Raw genomic sequence first — 17711 nt, 5'->3', positions numbered from 1 at the left:
ACGGGCGGCCGAATGGCCTTCACGCGGTGGGTGCGCGCGATTTTCCGGACCGAATTAGCCATTGCTGCTAAGTGCTTGCGATCATTTGCTGCGAGTTTGGCGAAAAATTTATGTTCCCCTCTTGTTCTATAAGAACGAAATGGGTACAAAGGGTTTGTTGACGATCACCGTCGCCACTCTCTAGCACAGGATTGCATAGCCATGGCTGCACAGCTCAAGCTCATTCAAGAAGGCAAAGAGAAACAGATGGATCGTCAAAAGGCGCTCGACGCAGCGCTCGCGCAGATCGACCGGGCATTCGGTAAGGGCTCGGTGATGAAGCTCGGGCAAAAAGAGACGATGCAGGTGGAGGCGGTGTCCACCGGCTCGCTCGGGCTCGATATTGCGCTCGGGATCGGCGGCGTGCCGCGCGGCCGCATCGTGGAAATCTACGGGCCGGAAAGCTCGGGCAAGACGACGCTGGCGCTGCATTGCATTGCCGAGGCGCAAAAGATCGGCGGAACGGCTGCGTTCGTCGATGCCGAGCACGCGCTTGATCCGGTCTATGCCAAGAAGCTGGGCGTAGATATCGACAACCTGATCGTGTCGCAGCCCGATACCGGTGAACAGGCGCTCGAAATCGTCGACACGCTGGTTCGTTCGAACGCGGTCGATGTGCTGGTCGTCGATTCGGTTGCCGCGCTGGTGCCTCGCGCCGAAATCGAGGGTGAAATGGGCGACAGCCATGTCGGCCTGCAGGCCCGTTTGATGAGCCAGGCCTTGCGCAAGCTGACCGGCTCGATCAGCCGTTCGCGTTGCACGGTGATTTTCATCAACCAGGTGCGCATGAAGATCGGCGTGATGTACGGCAACCCCGAAACCACCACCGGCGGCAACGCGCTGAAATTCTACGCTTCGGTCCGGCTCGACATCCGCCGCATCGGGCAGATCAAGGATCGCGATGAAATCGTGGGCAACACCACGCGTGTCAAAGTGGTCAAGAACAAGGTGGCCCCGCCGTTCAAGCAGGTCGAATTCGATATCATGTATGGCGAAGGCATTTCCAAGATCGGCGAGATGCTCGATCTGGGCGTGAAAGCCGGCATTGTCGAAAAGTCCGGCGCCTGGTTCAGCTATGACTCGACGCGGATCGGTCAGGGGCGTGAAAACTCCAAGACGTTCCTGCGCAACAACCCCGAAATCAGCAACCGCCTCGAAGCTGCCATCCGCAGTCGCACCGAGGAAGTTGCAGAAGGCATGATGGCTGGTCCGGACGCGGATGACGAATCATGACCTTCAGGTGAGTGCCTCCATGCATCACGTGCCGGCAGCTCCTGCCCGAACGCGATGCATGGATTAAAGGCAAAATCGTGGCCGGGTCATCCCTTCGACCCACAGGCTCGATACTCACCGGACAAGGACCGGCGCATTCCCCGGTCGGAATGCGCCGGTTTCCTTTTTTAAGGCCACGCGCTCAGCTAGGGCATTCACACACGTCATAAAAGGGGCCTCCGGCGGCCAACGCCCATAGGCGCTAACTTTGCCTTCCCTCGTCGTCCCGGACTTGATCCGGGACAGGCTTCTTCGTGCGAAATCACCTCGAATGGGCACTATCGCGCGTTAGAAAAGCCTAACCCCGGGTCAAGCCGGGGGCGACGACATCTTATGTTAGCGCCTATGGGCCATCGCCCTTGGAACCCGGAACTTTGGCTCTGCACAATTTCGAAATTGTGTCCCGCAAAGGCTGGATTGGCATGTAGTCCAGGACACTAACGAGATCCAAGGGCAATGGCCCTTGGCCGCCAGAGGCCCTTCAACCACCTGTGTGAACCAGGTAGCCTGCTGCGGCGAGCGCTTTTCCAATCGGGCGATGTTGCGAATCGGCGCGATGGCAGTTGGCGATCAAGGCTTGTCATGACCGCCGGATTATGACCAAGGGAACAACGCGCGTTGTGGCCGGCTTGTGGTCACCGCTATGACTTGCATTTTAGCCGACAGGACGTTTTCCATGCCCAATATCCGCTCAGCGAACAAGAACTTCAAGCGCACGCTCGCGGCGAACCTGGTTCGTGCCAAGGCTGCCAAGGAAGCGGCTGCAGCGCCCGCCGCTGCGCCCAAGGCTGCAAAAGCAGAAAAATCTGCTGAAGCCGCCAAGTAGTCTTGGCCGCCATTTCGCCACCGGCGGTCCAGCCGAGGCTTGCGGAAACGCCGGCCCAACAACGGTACGAATACATCGATGCAGCGCAGATTCCCGGTGGGGGCGCGCTGCATCTGATCCGCCAGGGCGATTTTTTCTCGATCCAGTTCGATGATGACGAGCTGATGGGCAGCCATGTCCGGCATTCTGAACAGGCGTTGGCCACACTGGCGTGCGCCCATCTGGGACGCACCGATGGTCGCGTGCTGGTCGGCGGGTTGGGCATGGGCTTTACGCTTGGGGCCACGCTGGCCGCCTGGGGCCCCGATGCGCGCGTGGTGGTGGTCGAACTGGTGCCCGAAGTCGTCACCTGGGCGCGCGGGCCGCTGGCGCATATCATCGGCGGTTCGCTGTCCGATCCGCGCGTGACGCTGGAAGTGGGCGATGTCCACGATGCGATCGTGCGCGAGCCCTCCGGCTTCGACGCGATCCTGCTCGATGTCGACAATGGCCCCGATGGCCTGGTGCAACTGGCCAATGAACGGCTTTATTGCGATTGGGGCCTGCGCGCCACGTATGCGGCGTTGCGTCCGTCGGGCGTGCTTGCGATCTGGTCGGCGTACGCTGATGCAGACTTCGTCTCGCGGCTCGAACGCGCCGGGTTTTCCGTCGAGGAATTCACGATCCCGGCCGAAGAATACAACGACAATGTCCAGCACACGGTCTGGCTCGCCGCCAAACCCGGGCATGCCTGAAAGTCCCATGACGGCGCATACGGATCGCTTGAACGAACTTGGCTGGGCGCCCCATTTCAGCGACCAGCTATCCGCCGCGGACACCGCATCCCTTCAACCCGTGCGCGTCATGGCGGTGCATCGTGGCCAGATCGCGGTGGCGGGCTCCACCTTCGCCGGCCTGATTTCGCCGCATATTCCGGGTGCCAGCGAAGACTCGGCCCATGCGACCGTCGGCGACTGGCTGCTGCTCAATCCGAACCTGCAGATCGCGCGTGTGCTCGATCGCGCCAATGTGTTCAAACGCCGCACCCCGGGCAATGTTCGCAAGGAACAGCTGATCGCCGCCAATGTCGACACGTTGTTCGTCGTCGCCTCGTGCAACCAGGATTTCAACCTTGCGCGGCTTGAACGCTATCTGGTGCTGGCGCGCGAAGTGGGGGTTACGCCGGTGGTGGTCCTGACCAAGATCGACAAGACCGCAGATGCCGAAACCTATGCCGAGCAGGCACGCACGCTCCAGCCCGATCTCGACGTCGAGGCGATCAATGGCAAAGACCCGGCAAGCGCCTTGCGTCTTGCGGCATGGTGCGGCCCGGGCAGGACGGTTGCGCTGGTCGGATCTTCGGGCGTGGGCAAATCGACGCTGATCAACACGCTGACCGGCTCGTCGGATATCCTGACCCAGGCGGTGCGCGAAGCCGACGGCAAGGGGCGGCACACGACGACCGTGCGCGAAATGCATCGCCTGCCGCAGGGTGGCTGGTTGATGGACACACCGGGCATGCGCGAATTGCATCTGTCCGATGTGCCGGAGGGCCTGGCCGAGGTGTTCGACGATATCGTTTCGCTGGCGCTCGAATGCCGGTTTTCGAATTGCACCCATCACAAGGAGCCGGGCTGTGCGATCCGGCCGAAGCTGGCCGATGGCACGCTCGATCCGGCCCGTTACGCGCGCTGGCGCAAGCTCGTTGCCGAGGATGGCGCCAACGCATTGCTTGCCAGGCGGCGCAGCCGGTCTTGACCTGCGCCGCCAAGCCGGGTCTTTACCACGCAACGCCACAACGCAGAAGGATAGCCGGTCATGGGCATAGTCGTTCACCACCTCAACAACAGCCGGTCGCAACGCGTGTTGTGGCTGCTGGAAGAGCTCGGTCTCGAATACGAAATCGTGTTCTATCAGCGCGATCCCGTCACCAACCTGGCCCCGCCCGAACTGAAGGCGATCAACCCGCTGGGCAAATCGCCACTGCTGGAAATCGATGGCCGGGTGATCGAGGAATCGGGTGCGATCGTCCAGGTGTTGTGCGACCGGTATGGCAGCGACAAATTCCTGCCCGAGCCGGGTAGCGACGATGCGCTGCGTCATCTCGAACTGATGCATTTTGCCGAAGGTTCGGCGATGCTGCCGCTTATGCTCAACCTGTACATCGGCCGCCTGGGCGATGCCGCTGCACCGCTGATGCCGCGCATCACCGAACAGGTGTCGTCGCATCTGCACTACCTCGAATCGATCCTGCGCCCGTCGGGCCATTTCATCGGCGACACGCTGACCGGCGCCGACGTCATGCTCAGCTTCCCCGCCGAGCTTTGCGTGATGCGCGACACCACAGTCACATATCCCAAGCTGGCGGCATTCGTCGCCGCATCGCATGCGCGCCCGGCGTGGCAGCGCGCCCGCGCCAAAGGCGGTCAATATTTCGGGAGCTGACCGCCAACGCGCCTTCTCGATGTCTGTGATCATGTAAACGCGCTTGTCCGCACGCGTGCGCTCGCCTAATCGCTGGCGGTATGACATCGACGAACGAAATCCGCCGGTCCTTTCTCGACTATTTTGGCGCGAACGGCCACGATGTGGTGCCTTCGGCGCCGCTGGTGCCGTACAACGACCCGACCCTGATGTTCACCAATGCGGGCATGGTCCCGTTCAAGAACGTGTTCACGGGGCTTGAATCGCGCGCGACACCGCGCGCGACCTCGTCGCAGAAATGCGTGCGGGCGGGGGGCAAGCACAACGATCTCGACAATGTCGGCTACACCGCGCGGCATCACACATTCTTTGAAATGCTGGGCAATTTCTCGTTCGGCGATTATTTCAAGGAACAGGCGATCACCCACGCCTGGACGCTGCTGACGCGCGAATGGGGGCTGCCCAAGGACAAGCTGCTTGTCACGGTCTATCATACCGACGACGAAGCGTTTGCCCTGTGGCAGAAAATCGCTGGCTTGCCTGCCGACCGCATCATCCGCATCCCGACCAAGGACAATTTCTGGGCGATGGGCGATGACGGCCCGTGCGGACCGTGTTCGGAAATCTTTTTCGACCATGGCCCCGATATCTGGGGTGGCCCTCCCGGATCGCCCGATGAAAACGGCGATCGCTTCATCGAGATCTGGAACCTCGTGTTCATGCAGTTCGAACAGACTGCGGGCGAGATCACCGGCAATCTGCCGCGCCCCAGCATCGACACCGGCATGGGCCTGGAACGCATCGCCGCGGTGATGCAGGGCGAACACGACAATTATGACATCGATACGTTCCGCGCGCTGATCGCGGCAAGCGTGCATCTGACCGGCATCGAGGCCGATGGCGAAAACCGCGCCAGCCACCGCGTGATCGCCGATCATCTGCGCTCATCGAGCTTCCTGCTCGCCGACGGCGTGCTGCCATCGAGCGAGGGCCGGGGCTATGTCCTGCGCCGGATCATGCGCCGCGCGATGCGTCATGCGCATCTGCTGGGCGCGCGCGATCCGCTGATGCATCGGCTGGTCCCGACGCTGGTTTCCGAAATGGGCGCGGCGTTTCCCGAACTCGGCCGCGCGCGCGCGATGATCGAGGAAGTTTTGCTGCGCGAGGAAACGCGGTTCCGCCAGACGCTCGCCAACGGGCTGAAGCTGCTCGACGAGGCGACGACCGACCTGAGCGATGGCGATGCGCTGCCCGGCGAGACCGCGTTCAAGCTGTATGACACGTTCGGCTTTCCCTACGATCTGACCGAAGACGCCTTGCGCGCACGCAACATCGCGGTCGATCGCGCCGGGTTCGACAGCGCAATGGCACAGCAGAAAGCCGCCGCACGGGCCGCGTGGAAGGGCTCGGGCCAGACCGCCGACAGCGATGTGTGGTTCGATCTGGCCGAACGCCTCGGGCCCACCGAATTTACCGGCTATGCCTCGACCACGGGCGAGGCCCAGGTTGTCGCCCTGCTGCGCGATGGCGTCGAAGTGACCGAGGCGCATGCGGGCGACACTGTGACGGTGCTGACCAACCAGACGCCGTTCTACGGCGAATCGGGCGGCCAACAGGGCGATGCGGGCACGCTGTCGGGCGCCGGTCTGGCCATGACGATCACCGATACGCAAAAGCCGCTGGGCAAATTGCACGCCCATGAGGGCACGATCGACACCGGCACGCTGCGCGTGGGTGATGTCGTCGTTTTGGCGGTCGATGTGGTGCGCCGCGACGCGCTGCGTGCCAACCATTCGGCGACGCATCTGCTGCACCAGGCGTTGCGTGACCGTTTGGGCGATCATGTCACGCAAAAGGGATCGCAAGTCGCCGCCGAACGCCTGCGTTTCGATTTTTCGCAGCCGACCGCGCTGACGCACGATGACATCGCGGCGATCGAGGCCGAAGTGAACGCGCAGATCCGTGGCAATGCCCCGGTCACGACCCGGCTGATGACGCCCGACGAGGCGATCGAGGCCGGCGCGATGGCGCTGTTCGGCGAGAAATACGGCGATGAAGTCCGCGTGCTGACGATGGGGTCAAAGACGGACAAGCACTATTCGCTCGAACTGTGCGGCGGCACGCATGCCAATGCGCTGGGCGATATCGGTGTGTTTCGCATCGTGTCGGAATCGGCGGTGTCTTCGGGCATCCGCCGCATCGAGGCGCTGACTGGTGAAGGCGCACGCACGTGGCTGGTCGATCGCGAGGAAGCGCTGAAGCACACCGCCAGCCTGTTGCGCACGACACCCGACGATGTCGCGACGCGCGTGGCCGCGCTGATCGACGAACGGCGCAAGCTGGAACGGGAGCTGGCCGAAGCGAAAAAGGCGCTCGCGCTTGGCGGCGGCAATGCCGCGACTGTCAGCGCGGATGAGGATATCGGCGGGGTTAAATTCGCAGGGCAAGTGCTCGACGGGCTCGATCCCAAGGATCTGCGCGGGCTGCTCGATCAGGCCAAGTCGCGACTTGGCTCGGGCGTGGCGGTGATCGTCGCGGTCAATGAGGGCAAGGCGAGCATTGCCGCGGCCGTGACCGACGATCTGGTCACGCGGGTCAGCGCGGTGGACCTGGTGCGTGCCGGCGTTGCCGCGCTGGGCGGCAAAGGCGGCGGCGGGCGGCCCGATATGGCGCAGGGCGGCGGGCCGGATGGCGCCAATGCGGCAGTGGCGATGGCGGCGGTACGCGCAGTGATCGCAGGCGATGGCCCGATCGCTGCATGAAAATTGCCGGCGCCGCACTCGCGCTGTCTATGGCTCTGTTCCCGAGCGTTGTCACGGCGCAAGTCTTTGACCGGCAACCGTCGGAATCGGCAGAGTCCTTTGCGGATCGGGTGCTGCGATTGCCGAAGGGCCGCGGTGATGCGCACGTTCTTGCGGCCAAGTGGAACGGCCGCGATACGATTTTCGTCGATTATCTGAACGGCGACGATCGGGACGTGGTGGCATTGATCCGGCAGGATGCGAACGCATACCGGAAAATCGCCGTAACCACGGGCGAAGTAGAAGGGGGCAATGCCGATGTTGTCGCTATCGGTTTTGCAAATGCCGATCACGACTCTGCGCAAGAGCTGATCGTGATCCTCAGCTGGCCGGTGCAGCATTACGATATCAACGGCACACTCTATGACGTTCGGATTTTTGACGACGTCCACCCAGGTCAAACAAGGCTAACGTATCTCAAGGCCGCGAGCGCGCGATTTGGTGCCAATTCGTGCGATTGTGAACACCGTGACGGAAAGCCCGAGCGCTATCGGTTCAAGACGATTGCCGATGTCAAAGCCAGGTTGAAGCATGATGGGTTCTAGCATTCCAGCATGAAAATACGCCGTGATTGGCGCCAAGCCAGTCGCGCCCTGAACGCAGGCGAAGCCGTCTTTTTGTGCAGCGCCACTGGTGCGTGCGGTCGGGTATGGTTAGCGTGCTCCCACAGGTTGTGACGGGGGTGGGTTGTGCGCATTTCGACAGGTGTTTCGATTTCGGTCATGGCGCTTGCCATGCTGGCCGTCCCGGCGCTCGCGGCAGAGCGCCATGTGTTGACTGCCGATGATGTGATGAGCCTGACCGGCGTGCGCGAGCTGACGTGTACGGCGGACGGGCGCAGCGCCGCCTGGGTGGCGACGACCAACGATATGAACGCCGACAAGCGCCGCCCGCGTATCTGGCTGGCCGATCTGCAGGGCGGCACACCGCGCGCGATCACCGCGCCCGAAGCCGGCGCCGGGGCGCCCGCATTCAGCCCCGATGGCCGCAGCATCGCGTTTACCGCGACGCGCGACAAGGACGAGCACGATCAGATATGGCTGCTCGACCTGCGGGGCGGCGAGGCCGAAAAGCTGACCGATGTCGAAGGCGACATCACCCTTTTCGAATGGTCGCCCGATGGCCGCCAGATCGTGATCGCGATGAGCGATCCGGCACCGAAACCGCCCAAGGACGATCCCAAACGCCCGCTGCCGCAGGTGATGGACGACGTGCTGTTCAAACAGGATACGCAAGGGTTCATCACCGGCGCGGATCATGCGCACTTGTGGCTGTTCGACGTGGCCAGTCGCAAGCTGACGCGCCTGACGCCATCGGGGCCGTGGGATGAAAGCGAGATGGCGTGGTCGCCCGATGGCCGCGCCATCGCGTTCCTGGCGGATCATCACACCGATCCGGCGGCGGCAAACACGCAATGGCTGGAAGTGATCGGCACGCAACCCGGCGCCAAGTCACGCGTCGTGGCGCGGTTTGGTGCGGCCCCGGGGCAGAAACTGGTGTGGTCGGCCGACGGGCATCAGATCGTCCACGCGGTCGGCGTGACCGCGCCGGAAGCGGCCGAATACAGTCAGCCGCAATTGGCGCAGACCGATCTCGCCAGTGGCGCCACGCATATTCTGCCATCCAGCGCAGGCCTGATGATCGAAACGCCGGTTGCCCTGGGCAAAGGCCGCATCGGCGGCATTCTGGTGGAAGATCGCCATACTGTCGCTGTCACGATCGATCCGGCCGGCGGCCCGCTCGTGCGCCTGGGCGATCCGGCGAAGTCGGTCGCGGCGCAATGCGGCGCCACCGATGGCGGCAATGCCCCCCGGGCGATTATCGCCAGCGGCGATGGCGATCCCAGCGAAGTGCGCGTGATGGCAGGCGCGACGCTGACAAAGCTGTCCACCCACAACAGCGCGATCGCAGCGACTGTCGCGTGGAACCCGGCCGAGGATTTTTCGGCGACGGCCAGCGATGGCAATGACGTCCACGCGCTGTTGATCAAGCCGGCGGGGTATCAGCCGGGGCACCGGTATCCGACGGTGGTGTGGATCCATGGCGGGCCGCAGGAGCTCGATCGCCATTCGCTCGAGCCGGCGGGCAACGCGATGATGCAGCAATGGCTGGCGGCGCATGGCTATGCGGTGATCGCGGTCAATTATCGCGGCAGCACCGGACGAGGGACCGACTATTCGGCGACGATCGCGGGCGACTGGGGCAACAAGGAGGTCAAGGACCTGGATGCCGCGATCGACCACGTGATCAAGGCAGGCGTGGCCGATCCGGACAGGCTGGGCGTCGGCGGATGGAGCTATGGCGGCATCCTGACCGATTTCATGATCGTGCGCGAGCCGCGCTTCAAGGTGGCGATGTCGGGGGCGGGCGAGGGCAATATCTTTGCGCTGTTCGGCGTCGATGAATATATCGGACAGTACTGGCACGAGATCGGGCTGCCGTGGCAGAATTTCGACCGCTGGGTAAAGATCTCGGAGCCGTTGCTTCATGCCGACCGGATCAGGACGCCGACGCTGTTCATGGGCGGCACGTCGGATGACAATGTGCCGCTGGTCGGGGGGCAGCAGATGTACGAGGCTTTGCGTATCCTGGGGGTGCCGACGCAGTTGGTTGCGTATCCCGGGGCGTTTCACGGGGTGACGCGGCCCAGTTTCGTGCGCGACCGGCTGGATCGGATGGCGGCGTGGTACGGGAAATACCTGCCGGCCAAAGTCGCGCATTGATCCCCAGATTGCGAGTCGCGCGACCGACCGACGATATCGCGGCGTTGCTACCGTTTTACTGCGACGGACTGGGACTTTCTATCATAGCCCGGTTTGAAAACCACGACGGGTTTGACGGGGTGATGTTGGGGCACGCAGCCGCGCCGTATCATTTCGAATTCACCGTCGCACATGGGCATATCGCGGGCAGGGCGCCGACGCCGGACAACTTGCTGGTGTTCTATATTCCCGATCCAGCCGAATGGCAGGTCGCGATCGATCGGATGCGCTCGTGCGGATTCGCGCCGGTCCCCGCGTTCAATCGATATTGGGATATCAATGGCCTGACGTTTGAAGATCCCGACGGTTATCGCGTGGTTTTACAGCGGGCTGCTTGGGACCTTTGACAGCCGGCCGCCGTTACAATTCCAGGCCAAAGCGGGGTCCAAGCCACGTCATCGCCGCATACAGAATGACCGTCAGCACACATCCGGCAAGCAGTGACAGCCCAAACCCGGCGCCTTGGCGCAGCAGCAGCGGCATCAGCAAAAACATCGGCAGTGACGGCAGGACGTACCAGAACGTCGCCGACGCATGGGCTGCCATGTTTTCGGGATCAGGCTTGTCCTGCCACAGCCAGATCATGCCCATGATCGACACCAGCGGCAGCGAGGCGATCAAGGCGCCGAAGCCGGGGTGGCGTTTGGCAAGCGTCGCGGCGACGGCGATCAGCACGCCCGAGATGACGGCCTTGGCGGCGAGGTAGAGCATGGGCCGCGATACGCCAGACCCGGGCGAAGCGCACGAAAAAAGGCCCCGGCATCGCGCCGGGGCCTTTTCTGTTCGAACAGCCGGAAAAAATCAGGCCGCTTTGGTCATGGCGGTTTCGAGGTTTTCGACGATCGCTTCGAAGAATTTCTCGGTCGTCATCCATGGCTGATCGGGGCCGATCAGAATGGCGAGGTCCTTGGTCATCTTGCCGCTTTCGACCGTCGCGATGCACACCTTTTCCAGCGTTTCGGCAAAGGCCACCACTTCGGGGGTATCGTCGAACCGGCCGCGATAGATCAGGCCGCGCGTCCACGCGAAAATCGAGGCGATCGGGTTGGTCGATGTCGCCTTGCCCTGCTGGTGCTGGCGATAGTGGCGCGTGACCGTGCCGTGCGCCGCTTCGGCCTCGATCGTCTTGCCATCGGGGCTCATCAGCACCGATGTCATAAGACCCAGCGAGCCGAACCCTTGCGCAATGGTGTCGGACTGCACATCGCCGTCGTAGTTCTTGCAAGCCCAGACGAACTTGCCCGACCATTTCAGCGCCGATGCGACCATGTCGTCGATCAGGCGATGCTGGTACTCGATCCCGGCGGCGGCGAACTTTTCCTTGAAGCCTTCGGTTTCGAAGACTTCCTGGAACAGATCCTTGAACCGGCCGTCATAGGCCTTGAGGATCGTGTTCTTGGTCGAAAGATACACCGGCCACCCCAGATTTAGCCCGTAGGTCAAGCTGGCACGCGCGAAATCGCGGATTGAATCGTCGAGGTTGTACATCGCCATCGCAACGCCCGCGCTCGGGAAATCGAAGACGTCGAGATCGATCTTCTCGCCGTTGTCGCCATCCCACACCAGGCGCAGCTTGCCCGGGCCCGGGATCAGCGTGTCGGTGGCCTTGTACTGGTCACCAAACGCATGGCGGCCGACCACGATCGGGTCGGTCCAGCCGGGGACGAGCCGCGGCACGTTCTGGATCACGATCGGTTCGCGGAACACGACGCCGCCCAGGATGTTGCGGATCGTGCCGTTGGGCGATTTCCACATTTTCTTGAGGTGAAACTCGGTCACGCGCTCTTCGTCAGGGGTGATCGTCGCGCATTTTACGCCGACGCCATGTTCCTTGATCGCGTTGGCGCTGTCGATCGTGATCTGGTCGCCGGTTTCGTCGCGCTTTTCGACCGACAAATCGTAATACTTCAGGTCGATATCGAGGTAGGGAAGAATAAGCCGCTCGCGGATCCATTGCCAGATGATGCGGGTCATTTCGTCGCCGTCGAGCTCGACGACCGGGTTTTTCACCTTGATCTTCGCCATGTCGGTGCATTGCCTTTATAAGTGTGGGGTCAGGATCGCCCGTCCCCGCGGCAAACGAAGGCAGACTGTCGCCCGCGTTCCTTAGCAGGTGCAACGTGGCGCGCAAGCAGGCCCGGCAATAGGAGAAAGCTGGACAGGGCAGGGCATCGCCGCTTAAACCTTAACCAACCGATTAAGCCTGCTGGAGAGAACCATGAGCGAGACAGACACTGCACCGGCTGTTCTGACACACTTCGATGGCCATATCCTGATCGTCACGATCAACCGGCCCGAAGCCAGGAACGCGATGAACAACGCAGTCGCGGTCGGCATCGGCGCGGCGATGGATCGGCTTGATGCCGAGGCCGATCTGCAATGCGCCATTTTGACCGGCGCCGGCGGCACGTTCTGTTCGGGGATGGATCTGAAAGGGTTTCTTCGCGGCGAATCGCCGTCGGTGCCCGGGCGCGGGTTCGGCAGCCTGTCCGAATGGACGCCGAAAAAGCCGATCATAGCGGCGGTCGATGGCTATGCCCTGGCCGGCGGTCTGGAACTGGCGCTGGCGTGCGATCTGATCATTGCCAGCAGCACTGCCAAATTCGGCATTCCCGAGGTGAAGCGCGGGTTGGCTGCAGCGGCCGGTGGCCTGATGAAACTGCCACGCCAGATTCCGCCGCGCATCGCGATGGAACTGGCGCTGACCGGTGATTTCATCACCGCCGCGCGCGCCTACGAGCTCGGCTTCATCAACCAGATCAGCGAGGGGCCATCGTTGCCTGCGGCCAAGGACATGGCGGCCCGGATCGCGCAGAACGGCCCGCTGGCGCTGATCGCGTCAAAGGCGATCATCCGCGAATCGCACGAATGGACCGAGGCCGAAATGTGGGAGAAGCAGGCGAAGTACACCAGAGCGGTGATGACGTCGGCCGACGCGCGTGAAGGATCGGCGGCGTTCGCCGAAAAGCGCAAGCCCAACTGGCAGGGGAAGTAGCCCAACGGGTGCTTACGAAGGCGCAGAATGAAATTCAGGCCGCGCATTGACCACAAGAAAAAGGCCGCTCGTCCATAGGACAGCGGCCTTTTCATCGATGGTGGGCGTAGCAAGGATTGAACTTGCGACCCCTACGATGTCAACATAGTGCTCTACCACTGAGCTATACGCCCGACACCATCGCTGGCTTTTCCCGTCAGCGATCAACTGGCCGGGAGCGGTCCTTTAGCCACGCCAATCCTGCGTTGCAAGGGGTTTCGCGGCACCGCCGTTCAAACCGGCGGGCGGCCATTTCCCACGAGCGGATGATCGGCGAACAGGCGTTCGACTTCCATGACCAGATCCTTGAGGTGGAACGGTTTGGACAGCACGCGCGCCTGGGGTGCCTCGCGATTGGCTTTCAGCGTGACAGCGGCGAAGCCGGTGATGAACATGACTTTGGTGCCCGGGCTGATTTCGGCGCAGCGCTGCGCCAGCTCGATACCATCCATTTCGGGCATGACGATATCGGACAGCAGCAGATCGAATCGGCCGGATTCGAGCAAAGGCAGCGCGGCTGTGCCGCGATCGACGGCGGCCACGTCGAAACCGGCATTTTCAAGCGCGCGAGACAAATAGGCGCGCATGGCTTCGTCGTCTTCGGCCAGCAGGATGCGGATCATGGACACCTTCTCGGATTAGGGACTGAAAAATATGCGTTTTATGTCTTGCCTTGCGCGCTCGACTCACCTTTCGAACGGCCCTTCGATTGGCAGAACAGCGCAAGGCAGCGCTATAGACCGGGCCGGTTAAAATTTGTGCCGCAAAAACGACGCAAGGTCACTTTGACACAACCGCCGATCGGTTGCAGCCTTTGCCAATGCCAGCGTCACGCAATCCTTCCGGCGATTCGCAATCGCCCCATCCCGTCGTGTCCGGAACGGGTGCGCGCACGCCTGTGCTGTGTGGCGGAGCTGTTCCAGGGCTGGCCGATACCGGGGCGTTCCGGGTGATCGCGTCCGATCCGGCGTCGATCCCGGTGGTGATCGCCGCGCCGCACGGGGGGCGGTGTTATCCCGATCATGTGCGCGCAGCGTTTCGCGCGCCCGATCACGTGTTGCTGCGGCTGGAGGATCGCCTGGTCGACCGGCTGGCAGAGGCGGTGACACGCGAAACCGGCGCGCCGCTGATCGTGGCGGATGCGCCGCGCGCAATGATCGATCTTAATCGCTGCGTCGAGGATATCGACTGGGACATGGTGACAGGGGGCGCGCGTCCGGCGGGGCATCGCAACCATTCGGCAACATCTGCGCATCGCGCGCGCAGCGGTCTGGGCCTGGTACCGCGGCGCTTGCCGGGTGTGGGCGAATTGTGGAAAAGCCGGCTGCATCATGCCGATCTGGCGGAACGCATCGCGATGATTCACGAACCGTATCACGCCGCCCTGGAAGCCATGGTCGACCGTGTGCGCAAGCAATGGGGCGCGGTGCTGCTGATCGATCTGCATTCGATGCCGCCGCTGCCGGCCAACGGCGGGGTGTCTGCGCAATTCGTCATCGGCGACCGCTTCGGTACCGCCTGCGATGGCGAATTGATCGCATCGATATTTTCCTATCTGGCGGCGGAGCGGCGGCCGGTCGCGCACAATCGGCCTTACGCCGGTGGGTTCGTGCTCGATCGCCATGCCCGGCGCAGCGCGGGCGTGCATGCGGTCCAGATCGAAATCGACAAGGCCGCCTATCTCGACCCGGCGATGGTGGAACTCGGCACGGGTTTCGAATCGGTCGTTACGTTGCTGACCGGAATGGTCCGGCGGCTGGCGGTCGATGTCGCTTCGCTCGGCCGGGACCGCTTGCGCTGGCGCACGGCGGCCGAATAAGACGCCACACAGGTCCAAAAAAACGTTGCGCAAGAGCCACATACCGCAAGAAATCGACACCCCGCTGTGTCCAATAAAAAACCACCTGGAGACGTGCTCCAGGTGGCCAAGGTTCAGGGAGGAGGTGCACCCGGGGGCGCACCAGTCAAACCGGACCATGAGGGGAGCCCGACCTGACCCATAAAGACTAGGCCCGCTCCTGCGCTGGCGCAAGAAATTTTGCGTGAACGCTACAAAACCTTACATTCATGCCAGCGACAGTTTTGGCGCTGCGATCGGGGCGCAAAAAGGGCCGCCGGATGGATCCGGCGGCCCCCAAATACCTGAATGACAAGCGCGATCAGAAAGCGGGCAGGGGCGGCGCCACCGGTTGCGGCCCTTTGCCCTGCTGCACCTGCATGCCGAACACCGAGCTGATCAGCTCGAGCGAAAACACATGCGCATAGATCAACGGCAGCAGGCCGCTCTGCGCCCAGCCGCGCAGGATATCGCCGCGCAGATTGCGCAGTTTTTCCTGATCGACCATCTGGAACCCGCGATACACGAACGGCGGGCCGCCTTCGGGACGCTGGATCGACACTTCGCCTTCCATCAGCAGCTGATGTTTTTTCAGCTCCTCGACGAAATTCTGGGTGCGCTGTCCGGCCTGTTCGAACTGTTCGCAGAACTGCAACGCGGCGGTGGTGGCGGTCGCCGGCGTTTCGCCGTCGAACAACGGCTGGCCGTCTTCGAAATCGCCGAGCAGGCCCGATGACGGATCGAAACACAACGACAGCTCTTCAGATGTCGGCTGCAATTTGGCCAGCATGAACGGATAGCGACGGGCATAGGCCGGCAGATAGACGTTGGGCACGACCGTGCCGTCGTCTTCGACGAACACATTGACGTTTTCGTTCAGGCCCATCAGCGCGAGCGGAACGGTGTTGTCACCGCTGGCGAACACGATCGGGAAATGGCGCCCGGCCTGGGGAAATTCCTCGGCGGTCAGCGGCACGGCATGATGGCCGGCCAGCCATTGTGCCTTGTCCACCGCGCGGGCTTTCCACGTGGCATGGTCGCGCGTGTTGAGCGGCACGAGATCCTGATAAAACATGGGCAGGGTGTTGTCAGGCGCGCTGGCCATTGGTCTCTCTCCGTCAAGCAACTGTGAGAACTTGGCGGGTTCGCACCTGCGCCCCCGTACATCCGCGTCGTCTAGGGGAGGCGGCTAGCCTGCGCAAGACCCTCAGATCAGCTTGCCGGGGTTGAACAGCCCCTGCGGATCGAGCGCCGCCTTGATCGCGTGCAGCACATGCAGCGCAGCCGGATCGCCCAGCCGTGCCAGCTCGTCGCGTTTCATCTGGCCGATGCCGTGTTCGGCCGAAATCGAGCCGTGCCATTGCGTTACCAGATCGTTGACCCGGTGGCTGATTGCCTGGCCCTGGCCCGTTTCCCATTCGCCGGGCACGACGCCGGTCGGTGCCAGGATATGGAAATGGATATTGCCGTCACCCAGATGGCCAAAGCCGAGCGCGGTCGTGCCGGGAAATTCGCGCTCCATCAGCGGCGCGGCATAGTCCATGAAATCGGCCATGCGATCGACCGGCACGCTGATGTCGTGCTGCATCGCGGGGCCTTTGGCGCGTTCGGCGGGCGAAATCGAATCGCGCAGCCACCAGAATGCCTCTGCCTGTGCGTCGTTGGCGGCGATCGTCGCATCGCTGACGAGCCCCGCCTCGAACGCGCTGACCAGCAGGCGCTCGGCCAGTTCGGGCAGCGCGTCTGCGGCCGCCGCATCGGCCACTAGTTCGATCAGCACGTTCCACGGATGCGCCTCGTCCAGCGGCGCGCGCGCGGTCGGCAGATATTCGAGCACGGCATCGAGGCAATGGCGCGGAATGACTTCGAAGCCTTCGAGCGCGCGATCGGCCAGGCTTTGTGCGTGGAGCAACAGCGTGCGCGCCGCCTGGATCGACGGCAGCCCGACCCACAGCACCGCGCGCGCCGCGACTGCCGGCTCCAGCCGCAACGTGGCCGCGGTCACGATGCCCAGAATGCCTTCGGAACCGATCATCAGCTGCTTGAGATCGAAACCCCGGTTGTCCTTTTTCAACGGCACCAGCTGGTTGAGCACCGAGCCATCGGGCAGCACCGCCTCCAGCCCCAGCACTTGCGCACGCATCGATCCATGGCGCAGCACTTGCGTGCCGCCGGCATTGGTCGAGATCAGCCCGCCGATCGTGGCCGAGCCCTTGCCGCCGAGCGTCAGCGCAAACCGCAGCCCCTGGCGCGCCACCGCCTCGTGCAACGTCTGAAGGATGACACCCGCGCCGCATGCGACCTGGCGCGTGGCGGTGTCGACCGGCCCGATCGTATCCATCCGGCGCATGTTGATCAGCAATTCGTGCCCGCTCGCATCGGGCGTGGCGCCACCGCACATTCCGCTGTTTCCGCCCTGGGGCACGATCGCCACGCCGTATTTGCCGCATAGTTTCACCAGCGCGGCGACTTGCGCGGTGTCGGCCGGCGTCGCCAGCGCGAGCGCCCGCCCGGTATAGCGGCCGCGCCAGTCGGTCAGCCAGGGGGCCAGCACATCGGGATCGGTGGCAAACCCCTTTGGCCCCAGCAGCGCGGCCGCGGCGGTCATGAATTCCGCTTTTGCGGTGCTGTCGATGGTTTGGCTGGTCATGGTTCCGGGGCTAATCCTGCCGCGCAGGATCGGCAATTTATTTTTCATCGCGCGCGGGTTAACCGGTGGTTCAATCGGGGTGGGGCA

16 protein-coding genes and 1 tRNA gene are annotated in these 17711 nt (G+C 63.0%); 11 read left to right on the top strand and 6 right to left on the bottom strand.

Annotated features, from left to right (window positions below):
- Nucleotides 1-201 precede the first annotated feature (201 nt).
- From recA to ACOOE2_RS12360, 9 genes are all read left to right on the top strand, one after another.
- Entirely contained in the window at nt 202-1272 is a 1071-nt protein-coding gene (gene recA / locus ACOOE2_RS12400) for a recombinase RecA (protein WP_420383307.1), read from the top strand.
- 715 nt (nt 1273-1987) lie between these two features.
- Nucleotides 1988-2137 (top strand): hypothetical protein, encoded by a 150-nt coding sequence (locus ACOOE2_RS12395; RefSeq protein ID WP_420383306.1) that lies wholly within the window; start codon nt 1988-1990, stop codon nt 2135-2137.
- Nucleotides 2138-2139: 2 nt separating this feature from the next.
- Nucleotides 2140-2871, top strand: a complete 732-nt coding sequence (locus ACOOE2_RS12390) for a spermidine synthase (protein ID WP_420383305.1) — start codon at nt 2140-2142, stop codon at nt 2869-2871.
- 7 nt (nt 2872-2878) lie between these two features.
- A complete protein-coding gene (gene rsgA, locus ACOOE2_RS12385) occupies nt 2879-3874 on the top strand; it encodes a ribosome small subunit-dependent GTPase A (RefSeq protein ID WP_420383304.1) in 996 nt (331 codons plus the stop codon).
- 60 nt (nt 3875-3934) lie between these two features.
- Entirely contained in the window at nt 3935-4561 is a 627-nt protein-coding gene (locus tag ACOOE2_RS12380; RefSeq protein WP_420383303.1) for a glutathione S-transferase N-terminal domain-containing protein, read from the top strand.
- Nucleotides 4562-4641: 80 nt separating this feature from the next.
- Nucleotides 4642-7302: an alanine--tRNA ligase gene (alaS, locus tag ACOOE2_RS12375; protein WP_420383302.1), complete on the top strand. Its 2661-nt coding sequence runs from the start codon at nt 4642-4644 to the stop codon at nt 7300-7302.
- Complete coding sequence (locus ACOOE2_RS12370) at nt 7299-7886, top strand: hypothetical protein (protein ID WP_420383301.1); 588 nt, start codon at nt 7299-7301, stop codon at nt 7884-7886. Before alaS ends, ACOOE2_RS12370 begins: the two co-directional genes overlap by 4 nt.
- A 144-nt stretch (nt 7887-8030) precedes the next feature.
- Nucleotides 8031-10064, top strand: a complete 2034-nt coding sequence (locus ACOOE2_RS12365) for a S9 family peptidase (RefSeq protein ID WP_420383300.1) — start codon at nt 8031-8033, stop codon at nt 10062-10064.
- The gene (locus ACOOE2_RS12360) at nt 10025-10450 is read left to right on the top strand and encodes a VOC family protein (protein WP_420383299.1); all 426 of its coding nucleotides are present in this window, start codon (nt 10025-10027) and stop codon (nt 10448-10450) included. The genes ACOOE2_RS12365 and ACOOE2_RS12360 overlap by 40 nt, the downstream gene beginning before the upstream one ends.
- Nucleotides 10451-10463: 13 nt before the next feature.
- Here ACOOE2_RS12360 and ACOOE2_RS12355 read toward each other — a convergent pair whose 3' ends face one another.
- Both ACOOE2_RS12355 and ACOOE2_RS12350 read right to left on the bottom strand, forming a co-directional pair.
- The gene (locus tag ACOOE2_RS12355) at nt 10464-10814 is read right to left on the bottom strand and encodes a DUF3147 family protein (RefSeq protein ID WP_420383298.1); all 351 of its coding nucleotides are present in this window, start codon (nt 10812-10814) and stop codon (nt 10464-10466) included.
- A gap of 90 nt (nt 10815-10904) precedes the next feature.
- Nucleotides 10905-12128 carry an NADP-dependent isocitrate dehydrogenase gene (locus tag ACOOE2_RS12350; RefSeq protein WP_420383297.1) on the bottom strand — a complete coding sequence of 408 codons (1224 nt, stop codon included), beginning with the start codon at nt 12126-12128 and terminating at the stop codon, nt 10905-10907.
- A gap of 193 nt (nt 12129-12321) precedes the next feature.
- Here ACOOE2_RS12350 and ACOOE2_RS12345 point away from each other — a divergent pair, with 193 nt between their 5' ends.
- Nucleotides 12322-13098: a crotonase/enoyl-CoA hydratase family protein gene (locus tag ACOOE2_RS12345; protein WP_420383296.1), complete on the top strand. Its 777-nt coding sequence runs from the start codon at nt 12322-12324 to the stop codon at nt 13096-13098.
- A gap of 98 nt (nt 13099-13196) precedes the next feature.
- Here the strand turns inward: ACOOE2_RS12345 and ACOOE2_RS12340 are convergent.
- Together ACOOE2_RS12340 and cpdR are read right to left on the bottom strand one after the other, a co-directional pair.
- A tRNA-Val gene (locus tag ACOOE2_RS12340) sits at nt 13197-13271 on the bottom strand.
- 99 nt (nt 13272-13370) lie between these two features.
- On the bottom strand, nt 13371-13760 hold the full coding sequence (gene cpdR / locus ACOOE2_RS12335) for a cell cycle two-component system response regulator CpdR (protein ID WP_420383295.1): 390 nt from the start codon (nt 13758-13760) through the stop codon (nt 13371-13373).
- Nucleotides 13761-13957: 197 nt separating this feature from the next.
- Between cpdR and ACOOE2_RS12330 the strand changes: the two genes are divergently transcribed.
- The gene (locus tag ACOOE2_RS12330) at nt 13958-14956 is read left to right on the top strand and encodes an N-formylglutamate amidohydrolase (protein ID WP_420383294.1); all 999 of its coding nucleotides are present in this window, start codon (nt 13958-13960) and stop codon (nt 14954-14956) included.
- A gap of 340 nt (nt 14957-15296) precedes the next feature.
- On the opposite strand, the gene ACOOE2_RS12325 is transcribed toward ACOOE2_RS12330, so the two are convergent.
- Entirely contained in the window at nt 15297-16079 is a 783-nt protein-coding gene (locus ACOOE2_RS12325; RefSeq protein WP_420383293.1) for a SapC family protein, read from the bottom strand.
- 102 nt (nt 16080-16181) lie between these two features.
- Nucleotides 16182-17624 carry an FAD-binding oxidoreductase gene (locus ACOOE2_RS12320; protein WP_420383292.1) on the bottom strand — a complete coding sequence of 481 codons (1443 nt, stop codon included), beginning with the start codon at nt 17622-17624 and terminating at the stop codon, nt 16182-16184.
- Between the last annotated feature and the right edge of the window lie 87 nt (nt 17625-17711).

This window comes from Novosphingobium sp., assembly GCF_965214355.1.
Lineage (GTDB): Bacteria > Pseudomonadota > Alphaproteobacteria > Sphingomonadales > Sphingomonadaceae > Novosphingobium.
Note: the sequence above shows the minus strand (reverse complement) of the source record. Positions and strands in the feature narration are given on the sequence as shown.

Excerpts from the sequence above, each read along its gene's own strand:
- recA (WP_420383307.1), top strand. The coding sequence starts at position 202 with ATGGCTGCACAGCTCAAGCTCATTCAAGAAGGCAAAGAGAAACAGATG.
- ACOOE2_RS12395 (WP_420383306.1), top strand. The coding sequence starts at position 1,988 with ATGCCCAATATCCGCTCAGCGAACAAGAACTTCAAGCGCACGCTCGCG.
- rsgA (WP_420383304.1), top strand. The coding sequence starts at position 2,879 with ATGACGGCGCATACGGATCGCTTGAACGAACTTGGCTGGGCGCCCCAT.
- ACOOE2_RS12380 (WP_420383303.1), top strand. The coding sequence starts at position 3,935 with ATGGGCATAGTCGTTCACCACCTCAACAACAGCCGGTCGCAACGCGTG.
- alaS (WP_420383302.1), top strand. The coding sequence starts at position 4,642 with ATGACATCGACGAACGAAATCCGCCGGTCCTTTCTCGACTATTTTGGC.
- ACOOE2_RS12370 (WP_420383301.1), top strand. The coding sequence starts at position 7,299 with ATGAAAATTGCCGGCGCCGCACTCGCGCTGTCTATGGCTCTGTTCCCG.
- ACOOE2_RS12355 (WP_420383298.1), bottom strand. The coding sequence starts at position 10,814 with ATGCTCTACCTCGCCGCCAAGGCCGTCATCTCGGGCGTGCTGATCGCC.
- ACOOE2_RS12350 (WP_420383297.1), bottom strand. The coding sequence starts at position 12,128 with ATGGCGAAGATCAAGGTGAAAAACCCGGTCGTCGAGCTCGACGGCGAC.
- ACOOE2_RS12345 (WP_420383296.1), top strand. The coding sequence starts at position 12,322 with ATGAGCGAGACAGACACTGCACCGGCTGTTCTGACACACTTCGATGGC.
- cpdR (WP_420383295.1), bottom strand. The coding sequence starts at position 13,760 with ATGATCCGCATCCTGCTGGCCGAAGACGACGAAGCCATGCGCGCCTAT.
- ACOOE2_RS12330 (WP_420383294.1), top strand. The coding sequence starts at position 13,958 with ATGCCAGCGTCACGCAATCCTTCCGGCGATTCGCAATCGCCCCATCCC.
- ACOOE2_RS12325 (WP_420383293.1), bottom strand. The coding sequence starts at position 16,079 with ATGGCCAGCGCGCCTGACAACACCCTGCCCATGTTTTATCAGGATCTC.
- ACOOE2_RS12320 (WP_420383292.1), bottom strand. The coding sequence starts at position 17,624 with ATGACCAGCCAAACCATCGACAGCACCGCAAAAGCGGAATTCATGACC.